Source organism: Propionivibrio sp., assembly GCF_049316945.1.
Classification (GTDB): Bacteria; Pseudomonadota; Gammaproteobacteria; order Burkholderiales; family Rhodocyclaceae; genus Propionivibrio.
Genome location: NZ_JBMOJE010000167.1, coordinates 1 through 8,161, shown reverse-complemented (window position 1 = coordinate 8,161; position 8,161 = coordinate 1). Strand labels below are relative to the sequence as shown.

Here is an 8,161-nt window from a genome sequence, read left to right as displayed (position 1 = left end):
GCAAGTTGGACGCCTGCCTGACCATTCTAATGGAACGGCGAAACCCCTCTTCTTACATGGAGTGGCGGCATGAAAGCCCAAGCACCAACAACGGCGGGCTGCGTGACGATGGCAGAGATTGCCACGGCGCTTAGCGTCAGCAGGCAAGGGGTTGCCAAACGTGCAGAAAGGGAAGCCTGGCCGTTCGTCGCAGTCGCCGGACGTGGAGGAAATAATCGTCAATACACCATCTCAACCCTCCCCATCCCCGTCCGCGAACTCGTCCAACTCCACCAGGCCGGAGCCGATGCCACTCCCGCCACACTCCCCGCCGTCGTCGCAAAAACCCTGCCCATCGTCCGCCCGGTTCAAGTCGATCAACCCCTTAAAACCAAGCAGCTTGACGCCGAGATTGCCCGCGAGCGGCTGTTCGGTTTTATTGCCGATTTTGACGGCACGGAAGCCCGCGCCATTGAGTGTTTGAACGCTGGCGACCATGCGCAGTCGCTTCCCGGCCCGTTGTCCTGGGCAATGGCCAACGCCTGGGGAAAACGCCGCGCCAATGTCCGCCTGACGCGCTCGACGCTGGCCAAGTGGAAGGAAGCGAAGACCCAGCGCGGGCGCTGTGCGCCGCTGGTTCGGCAGAAGGACATGACGGCCAAGCCGTGGCACGCCCTGGCGGTGGATTTGAAGAAACGGCCGCAAGGCTCGCTGCTGACGTGGATTGTCGAGCAGATCGAGGCCGGCTGGAATAACGCCTGGGGAAAGCCGCCGAGTTACGACACGGTGCGCCATTTCTTCGCCGATAAATTCAGCCAGATCGACCAGTTGAAGGGCCGCCATACCGGTTCGGCGCTGTCGCCGTTCAAGCATTACACGCAGCGCACCAGCGCCGGAATGCAGCCCTGGGACGAGGTCCATGCCGATGGCTGGAACACCCACTTTACGGCACCGCACCCGGTGACTGGCGAGTACGTAACCTATGAAGTGTGGCACGCCCACGATGTGGCCACGCGCTATGTGCCGCCGTTTGGCCTGGGCATTACCGAGAACTTTGAGGTGATCGCCAAGTGCGTCGAAAACGCCGTGCGCTTTGGCGGCTGCATGGCGATATTGCAGACGGACAGCACCAAGATCGTGAAGAACAGCGAGCGTTTCAAGACCAACCCGGCCACGGCTTTGGCCGACCGTGTTGGCTTTACGGTGGTGCATCCGAAAACGGTGGGCAACAGCCAGGCGAACGGGATCGCCGAGAACTTCAATAGCTGGCTCGACAAGGAATGCCGCGAACTGGCGACCTATCAGGGCAAGGGCATGGACAGCATGGTGCTCAAGCGGGTCAAGAAGCTGACGGCCAAGGCGGTGCGTCAGAACAAGGCCGGTGACCACGACGGCTTTGCTGTGGCCTTGAACGAAGCTGAGCGCATGGGCAAGGGGCGCGTTTTTCGTACGCACGATGAAGCCTGTGACTGGCTGGAATCACGGCGCGTGAAGTGGAATGCCAAGCCCCACAGCAGCCTGCCGAAAGTGCGCGACGAAGCGACCGGGCGCAGCCGCCACCAGAGCCCGGACGAGGCGTTACAACTGGCGCGGGATAACGGCTGGACGCCGTATGAATTCGAGGAAGAGTACGTCGTGCATCTGTTCCGCATGCACAAGCAGGTGACGGTGCGGCGCGAGGCGGTGACGCCCTACGGTGGCATGCGCTACCACGATGCCTGCCTGGGCGACTGGAATGGCAAAGACGTGGTGGTGGCTTACGACAACATGGACTGGAAGCAGGTGTGGGTGAAGACACTGAAGGGCGAGCTGATCTGCGTTGCCAAGTTCTCGGAAGCCACCGGCTACCGCACCGCCACGGCCAAGGAAGAGGCCAACGAGAAGCGCGCCAATGCCCAGATCAAGCACCGCGAGCGGCAGATCGATGCCATCCGCGAGCGTGCCGGGCTCGATGCCATCGACGGCGAATGTATACATATGCAGGAAGTGCCGGAACTGACCTCGGTTCCGCGCCTGACCGACGAGGAAATGGCCGCCATCGAGCAGCGCCAGCAGAAGCCGAAAGCCATGTCGTACATGGAAATGCAGATGTGGCTGAACGAAGAGGTTCCGGCGGTCGTGGCCGAGAAGAAGGATGTAGCACAGGACAGAACGGGCGTTGAAGCCAATGAAATCGGCGACCCGGTTAGGGAGTTGGCCACCGCTTAGTTCTAGCTAAACGGTGACCTTTTACAGCAGTACCAATCAAGCAACCAGGGAGTTTACACCACATGAAACACAGCTTTGTAAAAAACGAGAATTACCGGCGCTTCGCCACGGCCTATGCCGCGCTGGAGAACCGGGGCGCGCCCGAGCGCTGCATTCTGGCCGAGATCGGCAAGCCCGGCGCGGGTAAGACGCGCATTGTCGATAACTTCGGCAGCAGTGCCGATGCCGTGTTCCTGGAAGGGATTCCGGGCATGAGCCTGCGCTACGTCAAGGATGCGCTGAAGGCTGAGACGGGTATCAAGGCCAAGGGCGGCTATGAAGAGTTCGCCCTGATGGTCGAGTTCTTCAGCAACAACGGCAAGCCCTTGCCGATCATCCTCGACGAGTGCCAGCACGGCTTCTCAAACAAGGCCGAGTGCGTTGAATACCTGCGCCGGCTGGCCGAGAAGGCCGGTTCGATCCTGGTGCTGGTGTGCCATACCAGCGAGGCGCACCTGTTCAACCGTTACGAGCATATCAAGACGCGCATCGGCTGTGTTTGCGAGATCCTGCAGCCCAGCCTGGCCGATACCACGCTGTATTGCGACGAGTTGTGCGAAGTGCGCCTGGAAGCGGATCTGATCGCCGAGGTGCATCGCCAGAGCGGGGCGCGTTACCGCCTGATTTCTGACGCCCTGGCTACGCTTGAGCGACTGGCCGCGAAGCTGGGTCAAGCCAGCCTGTCACTGGCCGATGTTGCCGGAATGCCACTGTGCGACGACTGCGAAAAGACGCTGAAGAACAAGCAGAGCGCGAAAGGGGGCAAGTGATGACCGCTCCGCAACTGGTGCTGGTCGAGATCGGCGCCGGCAATGCGCTGATCAACGGCATTGCCGGGGCGCTGTCCCTCACCAACCTGGTGGTGGTGCGCTCGGTGCAGATCCTCAAGCGCCGGCGCTTCGTCGTCTCGGAAGCCTACGGGGTGTATCGCCCCACGGCGGCCGGCAGCGAGTGGCTGGCCAGCGGTCGGATCATCCCCGATGGTCACTCCTTCCCGCGCCCGCGTACACAGTCGCGCGGCCTGCGCCAGCGCGCCTGGTGGGTGATCCGCGCCCGGCGCACGGTGACCCTTCCGGGGTTGCTGACCTCGCTGGCCGACGGCACGGAGAAGAACGCTTCCGGAAACCTCAGTAAATACCTGCGCTCGCTGTCGCTGGCCGGGTTCCTGAAGGTGCTGGCGCTGAAAGCCGGTAACGGCGTGCTGCGTTACCAGGTAGTGCGCAATAACGGACGCGGCGCGCCGGTTGTGCGTCAGGCCGTAGGCGAGGTTTATGACCCGAATACGGGTGAAGTTTTCAAGATGGATGGGGTGAAACAGTCAGCGGAAGAGGTGGCGGCATGAAAAACGAATTCGATATTCTCTGCGTCGATATCCCTGGCGTAACGGCCATGATGCAGCAGATGCTTTCAGAGAGCGGGGCTTGTAGCGTTGTTTTGGAGATGGTGTTGGATGAAAACGCCACGCCAAAAAAGGCATCACTGAGTTTTCGCATTCGTGGCGAAAAAAGCCATTTCTGCGGCGTGGTATTGAAATCAACTCTCTCTGCTTTATCGTCTTTCTCCCTTGGCTTTCTCCCAAATCTGACCATCCCGATGCTTAATCATCAGGGAAGAAAAACAGGCGAGTCGGCGGCGTTCCTACGTACCAGCGGCTTGCACAAGAAATTCTTTGTGGCCCTTGTCGATACAAAAACTAACGAGCCGCGCTGTTTTACCGATTATTTAACGAAAGAGCAGATGGCGGTCATCCACCATATTGCGGAGGCTGCGCAGTGAGTCGCGCGATTGACCTTTACTTGGCGCAAGAATCTGCAGGGAAAAGTATTGAGCAGATATCGCAGGAGGTGGGGTACAGCCGCACCGCCGTGTCGCTCTGGAAGGACGGCAAATATGAGGCCAACCCGCGCAACATCGAATCCGCCATTCTCAAAGCCTACGACCGCCACGACTGCCCGCATACGGGGGAAGAAATCACCCCCGACGTGTGCCGCAAGAAAGCCCTTGGGCCGCGCCCTTTCGGCGGTGCCGAGCGCCGCGCCTGGTGGCTGTGCTGCCAAACCTGCCCGAATTGCCCGAAAAAACCTAAACCAATTACGGAGTCTTCCAAATGATCAAGCCCATTGCCTTTTTTGTCCCTGCCATTGCCCCTGTCGTTGCCCCTGCTGCGGCAACCCTTCCTGCCCCCGCCTTCTCCTCCGATCGCGCCAAGACCGCCGCCCTGCTGGCCGTAGAAATGATGGCCGACTTTGCCGCCGTCCTTGACTCGTTCAAGAACCAGTTGCCGACGCACCTGATCCAGCGCGCCGAGTTCGTTGTCTGCGAGCTGCACGACATGATCGAAGTCATGGACCACACCATGAATCTCGGCCTCTACCAGGCGGCGGACGTGACGCGCCAGTTCCCCGGCCAGAAGGGGGAGAAATGACCGCCAACGCCTGCATGGTGATCGACTTCGGCGTCGAGAAGGCGGCGCGGCTGCACCTGTCGCCCGTCACCCCACCGCACATCAGCATCGACGACTCGATTCGCCGAATCACGCGCTGTGACGCCTGGCTGATCGCCAACGGCATCGCTAACCGTGGCTTTGTCTTCTCCACCTTGTCCAGGCCAGTCATTTACGTTTGGGACCAGCGCGAAGTCCGGGCGTTGTTTTCCGGGCGCATCCACAGCAAGGGCCATGTCATGCACGGCAATAGCCGCATTGACGCCTTTGAAGGATTCGACGAGCACAACCATGTTGATGTCCGATGGGAAGAGGTGAGCCAATGCGCCTGATCGAACGTTTACGCCGGGTCTGGGCCTACAGGCACGGCACGCCGTGCCCCTACAGTTGGCGGCTGGCCTGGTACGTCTCCGGAAGGAGCGAGCCATGAGCGCCGTATCGTCAAGCGCATCGCCGGCCTGGAGCGCCGAGGACGAAGCGCGGTTGATCGCCGCCAGTCGTGCCGGCCTGTCCTACCCCGTGATTGCCGAACAGATTGGCCGGAGCGTCTGTGCCGTAGCCGGCCGGCTGAAGCTGCTGCGATCTGCCGGCCAGGCACTGCCAGCCAAATTGACCGGCGGGACAGTCCGCGCCTGGACGGACGCAGAGAACGAGGTGGTCATCAAAGCCCTGGCCGACGGTCGGGGGCAACACCTGGTCGCCAGAGAGTTGGGGCGCAGCGACAAGTCGATCAAGGCCCGCTTCAACTTACTGCGCACCAAGCAGAACGCCGACCCGCGCCACGTTGAAACGATTCGCAACTGCCGGTGCTGTGGCAAGAAGTTCAAGTCGACGTGGTGCATGAATCGCCTGTGCGCCCATTGCGGCTCCAAATCCTAACCCAACCCCCCTCAATCCCCCCTTATCAGGGGGGAGGCCAACCAACAAGGAGTCACCATGGCTACCAAGAAAACCCGCATCAAGACCGCTGCCGCATTGGTCTTTGTCCCTCAGAACCGCGAGCAGGTGGCGGATATCATCCGCGAACTGGGCGTGCAGCAGCGCGAGCTGGCGCGTATCACCCTTGATATGACCGAGGAAATGTCGGCCATCAAAGAGGATTACGAAACTATGGCGGAGCCGCGTCGCCAGCGTATTGAAGCGCTGGTATCCGGTGCCAACGTGTATTGCGAGGCCAACCGCGAGACGCTGACGCAGGGCGGCAAGACCAAAACAGTCGTATTCACCACCGGCGAGGTCTGTTGGCGCATCGACCCTCCGTCAGTGCGCATTACCGGCAAGGACGCCGTGCTCGCCCTGCTGCGCAGCCTCGGCCTGAAGCAGTTCATCCGGACCCCGCCTGACGAAATAAACAAAATCGCATTGCAAGCCGATCCGGAGGCGGTTGCCAGCCTCCACGGGGTTTCGCTGGTGCAGAACGAACAATTCGTGGTGACGCCGTTTGAAGCGGAATTGGCGGCGGCATGAAAGCGGCGGGCTATATCTTTACAAAAGCCTTCTTCGTTGCGCTTTTGATCGCCGGTCTTTCCTTTGGAGTGGCTGGCGATCTGAATGTCGCTACGTTCTACGCCTGTGTCCGCCTTGTGACTTATTTTGCAATGAACGCGGACTCATGCAATTCCACTCTGGAAGGGAAAAGGCCGCCCATCCCCCTCGCAGCCGTATTAGCAGTCGATCTAATGGCCGCATTTTTTATAGTTTGGTTCGGCGCTTGGGCCCTCGCTACAGTCTGGAGCGCCTCTACAGCATTTGAGATATCTGCTTGGGAAAAGGCGATGAAGAAGAGCGAGGCTGCAGCATGATCGCCAACCCAAACGGCACGCCACCCGAGCGCCAGCGGCACAAGCAAGGCTGGCAGCCAACTGTCTTTGACCGTGGCAGCGCTGGCGGTCGCTGCAATAACTGCCGCCACGTTGACGAGTTCAACAACAACTGGACCTGCGAGGCGGGCGACAACACCGCCAGCGGCGTCGATTTCTCAACGCGCCCTGGTGCTACTTGTGACTGGTTTCAGTCATGAAATCCTGCTCCTGCGGCACTTACACCGAGCAGCAGCGCTTCAAGATGGGCTGGCTGACCGCAACCGAAACCCGTGCCCTGGCTAAAACCAGCCCATCAATCATCAACTGCGCTCACTGCGATCACTCGGAAATAACCAAGGCGCACACGCTCAAATGTCTCTACGTCGCTGGCGGGATTTCCACTTCCGCTGGCGCCGCCTGCAACGCCGCCGAATCTACCGTTTTTTAACCACTCCCAGAAAGGGAAACCATGAACCAAACTGACCTAATCACCACCATCGCCATCACCTCCGGCGAAACCAAAAAGACAGTTGAGAACGTTCTCAAAACCACCGCCGACGTGATCGGCTGCGAGCTGCACGAAGGTGGTGAAGTCACACTGCCCGGTATCGGCAAGCTCTGCACCCAGGCCAAGGCCGCTCGCACCGGCCGCAACCCGAAAACCGGTGAAGCCATCACCATCGCTGCCCGCACCGTACCCGTCTTCCGTGCGGCCAAAGCCTTGAAGGATGCCGTCAACAGCTAGCCGAAACCCTCGGCTCATGCCTCGTCCAGGTAAAGGACTCCCTTCGGTCGTTACTGACGGGGCATCGTCCGCTGGTTTTAACGGAGATCGACATGTTTGGATTTGATGAATTTATGGCTGATGTCTGGCTCTTGATAATCGCTGGTCTTGGTATCGGCGGCGCAGGTTTCCTTGCGCTGCTGTGGCTGCGGCACGCGATCAAGAACTTCTTCAACAAGTAACGGAGGTCGCTATGGAATGGATTGATGTCAATCAGGCACTGCCCGACGACGACCAGACCGTGCTGGTCGCCATGGATGACGGCGAAATCTGGACCGGGTACCACGATGCACTGGAGTGGCGCTACGTTTCGGCCGATCTGATTGCTTCGGCCAAGGTAACGCACTGGATGGATTTCCCCGCACCACCAGGAGCGCCCGCATGAAACTTAGCAAGGAACAAAAGGACGTACTGGCCGCCAATCTGCGTAATCCCTGGGGCTCCGTAAAGCTGCTCTGTGACGGCTACACCGTTGATCTCCAAGTCGTGCAAGTGAAAGATCTAAAGTTCCGGGTCATGACTTACGTGAATGGGAGCTTCAAAGGGGCCTGGTGCTCCGATAGTGTTCCGCTACCAGAGCATAAGTTTCTCCGCAGGGTGACGAGAAACTTGTATTCATCGATGCAAACAGCGGAGCATATAAAAGCGTTTGGCGTTCGTAACGCAAAGAAATATTTCCCGCAAAAGGCTTTCACGAGCTACCTCCCCGACTGGCCCAGCGGGAAAACTGCGCTCAATCACCTGTGCAGGGTTTGCGAATCCGTGCAACTCGCACCTGATGCCAAGGCGCCAGCATGAAGACCTCGCACCCAATGACCCGCCTCGCCACCAAGTGCCGCGCCATCCATGCTGCCTGCCGTGAGCTGGGCATGGACGAAGCCACCCGGCGCGATCTGATCGAGGCGC

16 protein-coding genes are annotated in these 8,161 nt (G+C 59.8%); all 16 read left to right on the top strand.

What is annotated here, in order from left to right; genetic code table 11:
• Positions 1-69 precede the first annotated feature (69 nt).
• The 16 genes from ACOYNV_RS23710 to ACOYNV_RS23635 all read left to right on the top strand — a co-directional run bounded on the left by ACOYNV_RS23710 (position 70) and on the right by ACOYNV_RS23635 (position 8,053).
• On the top strand, positions 70-2,187 hold the full coding sequence (locus ACOYNV_RS23710) for a Mu transposase C-terminal domain-containing protein (RefSeq protein WP_422902278.1): 2,118 nt from the start codon (positions 70-72) through the stop codon (positions 2,185-2,187).
• A 62-nt stretch (positions 2,188-2,249) separates the two neighbouring features.
• The gene (locus tag ACOYNV_RS23705) at positions 2,250-2,996 is read left to right on the top strand and encodes an AAA family ATPase (RefSeq protein WP_422902277.1); all 747 of its coding nucleotides are present in this window, start codon (positions 2,250-2,252) and stop codon (positions 2,994-2,996) included.
• Positions 2,996-3,568, top strand: coding sequence for a hypothetical protein (locus tag ACOYNV_RS23700; protein ID WP_422902276.1), 573 nt, complete (start codon positions 2,996-2,998; stop codon positions 3,566-3,568). Before ACOYNV_RS23705 ends, ACOYNV_RS23700 begins: the two co-directional genes overlap by 1 nt.
• The gene (locus ACOYNV_RS23695; protein ID WP_422902275.1) at positions 3,565-4,002 is read left to right on the top strand and encodes a hypothetical protein; all 438 of its coding nucleotides are present in this window, start codon (positions 3,565-3,567) and stop codon (positions 4,000-4,002) included. The genes ACOYNV_RS23700 and ACOYNV_RS23695 overlap by 4 nt, the downstream gene beginning before the upstream one ends.
• Positions 3,999-4,337 carry a hypothetical protein gene (locus ACOYNV_RS23690; protein WP_422902274.1) on the top strand — a complete coding sequence of 113 codons (339 nt, stop codon included), beginning with the start codon at positions 3,999-4,001 and terminating at the stop codon, positions 4,335-4,337. Before ACOYNV_RS23695 ends, ACOYNV_RS23690 begins: the two co-directional genes overlap by 4 nt.
• Positions 4,334-4,651: a hypothetical protein gene (locus tag ACOYNV_RS23685; protein ID WP_422902273.1), complete on the top strand. Its 318-nt coding sequence runs from the start codon at positions 4,334-4,336 to the stop codon at positions 4,649-4,651. Before ACOYNV_RS23690 ends, ACOYNV_RS23685 begins: the two co-directional genes overlap by 4 nt.
• Positions 4,648-5,001 (top strand): hypothetical protein, encoded by a 354-nt coding sequence (locus ACOYNV_RS23680; protein ID WP_422902272.1) that lies wholly within the window; start codon positions 4,648-4,650, stop codon positions 4,999-5,001. Before ACOYNV_RS23685 ends, ACOYNV_RS23680 begins: the two co-directional genes overlap by 4 nt.
• Positions 5,002-5,095: 94 nt before the next feature.
• Positions 5,096-5,548 carry a hypothetical protein gene (locus ACOYNV_RS23675; RefSeq protein ID WP_422902271.1) on the top strand — a complete coding sequence of 151 codons (453 nt, stop codon included), beginning with the start codon at positions 5,096-5,098 and terminating at the stop codon, positions 5,546-5,548.
• Between the two features lie 57 nt (positions 5,549-5,605).
• Positions 5,606-6,136, top strand: coding sequence for a host-nuclease inhibitor Gam family protein (locus ACOYNV_RS23670; RefSeq protein WP_422902270.1), 531 nt, complete (start codon positions 5,606-5,608; stop codon positions 6,134-6,136).
• Positions 6,133-6,471, top strand: coding sequence for a hypothetical protein (locus tag ACOYNV_RS23665; protein ID WP_422902269.1), 339 nt, complete (start codon positions 6,133-6,135; stop codon positions 6,469-6,471). Before ACOYNV_RS23670 ends, ACOYNV_RS23665 begins: the two co-directional genes overlap by 4 nt.
• Positions 6,468-6,689, top strand: coding sequence for a hypothetical protein (locus tag ACOYNV_RS23660; RefSeq protein ID WP_422902268.1), 222 nt, complete (start codon positions 6,468-6,470; stop codon positions 6,687-6,689). Before ACOYNV_RS23665 ends, ACOYNV_RS23660 begins: the two co-directional genes overlap by 4 nt.
• Entirely contained in the window at positions 6,686-6,919 is a 234-nt protein-coding gene (locus ACOYNV_RS23655) for a hypothetical protein (protein WP_422902267.1), read from the top strand. The genes ACOYNV_RS23660 and ACOYNV_RS23655 overlap by 4 nt, the downstream gene beginning before the upstream one ends.
• A 21-nt stretch (positions 6,920-6,940) precedes the next feature.
• On the top strand, positions 6,941-7,216 hold the full coding sequence (locus ACOYNV_RS23650; protein WP_422902266.1) for an HU family DNA-binding protein: 276 nt from the start codon (positions 6,941-6,943) through the stop codon (positions 7,214-7,216).
• Positions 7,217-7,308: 92 nt separating this feature from the next.
• A complete protein-coding gene (locus tag ACOYNV_RS23645; RefSeq protein ID WP_422902265.1) occupies positions 7,309-7,437 on the top strand; it encodes a hypothetical protein in 129 nt (42 codons plus the stop codon).
• Between the two features lie 11 nt (positions 7,438-7,448).
• Positions 7,449-7,640, top strand: coding sequence for a DUF551 domain-containing protein (locus tag ACOYNV_RS23640; RefSeq protein WP_422902264.1), 192 nt, complete (start codon positions 7,449-7,451; stop codon positions 7,638-7,640).
• A complete protein-coding gene (locus ACOYNV_RS23635; protein WP_422902263.1) occupies positions 7,637-8,053 on the top strand; it encodes a hypothetical protein in 417 nt (138 codons plus the stop codon). Before ACOYNV_RS23640 ends, ACOYNV_RS23635 begins: the two co-directional genes overlap by 4 nt.
• Positions 8,054-8,161 lie beyond the last annotated feature (108 nt).

What these genes read in the sequence shown, in the direction of transcription:
- ACOYNV_RS23710 (WP_422902278.1), top strand. Translation starts at nt 70, where the DNA reads ATGAAAGCCCAAGCACCAACAACGGCGGGCTGCGTGACGATGGCAGAG.
- ACOYNV_RS23705 (WP_422902277.1), top strand. Translation starts at nt 2,250, where the DNA reads ATGAAACACAGCTTTGTAAAAAACGAGAATTACCGGCGCTTCGCCACG.
- ACOYNV_RS23700 (WP_422902276.1), top strand. Translation starts at nt 2,996, where the DNA reads ATGACCGCTCCGCAACTGGTGCTGGTCGAGATCGGCGCCGGCAATGCG.
- ACOYNV_RS23695 (WP_422902275.1), top strand. Translation starts at nt 3,565, where the DNA reads ATGAAAAACGAATTCGATATTCTCTGCGTCGATATCCCTGGCGTAACG.
- ACOYNV_RS23685 (WP_422902273.1), top strand. Translation starts at nt 4,334, where the DNA reads ATGATCAAGCCCATTGCCTTTTTTGTCCCTGCCATTGCCCCTGTCGTT.
- ACOYNV_RS23680 (WP_422902272.1), top strand. Translation starts at nt 4,648, where the DNA reads ATGACCGCCAACGCCTGCATGGTGATCGACTTCGGCGTCGAGAAGGCG.
- ACOYNV_RS23675 (WP_422902271.1), top strand. Translation starts at nt 5,096, where the DNA reads ATGAGCGCCGTATCGTCAAGCGCATCGCCGGCCTGGAGCGCCGAGGAC.
- ACOYNV_RS23670 (WP_422902270.1), top strand. Translation starts at nt 5,606, where the DNA reads ATGGCTACCAAGAAAACCCGCATCAAGACCGCTGCCGCATTGGTCTTT.
- ACOYNV_RS23665 (WP_422902269.1), top strand. Translation starts at nt 6,133, where the DNA reads ATGAAAGCGGCGGGCTATATCTTTACAAAAGCCTTCTTCGTTGCGCTT.
- ACOYNV_RS23660 (WP_422902268.1), top strand. Translation starts at nt 6,468, where the DNA reads ATGATCGCCAACCCAAACGGCACGCCACCCGAGCGCCAGCGGCACAAG.
- ACOYNV_RS23655 (WP_422902267.1), top strand. Translation starts at nt 6,686, where the DNA reads ATGAAATCCTGCTCCTGCGGCACTTACACCGAGCAGCAGCGCTTCAAG.
- ACOYNV_RS23650 (WP_422902266.1), top strand. Translation starts at nt 6,941, where the DNA reads ATGAACCAAACTGACCTAATCACCACCATCGCCATCACCTCCGGCGAA.
- ACOYNV_RS23645 (WP_422902265.1), top strand. Translation starts at nt 7,309, where the DNA reads ATGTTTGGATTTGATGAATTTATGGCTGATGTCTGGCTCTTGATAATC.
- ACOYNV_RS23640 (WP_422902264.1), top strand. Translation starts at nt 7,449, where the DNA reads ATGGAATGGATTGATGTCAATCAGGCACTGCCCGACGACGACCAGACC.
- ACOYNV_RS23635 (WP_422902263.1), top strand. Translation starts at nt 7,637, where the DNA reads ATGAAACTTAGCAAGGAACAAAAGGACGTACTGGCCGCCAATCTGCGT.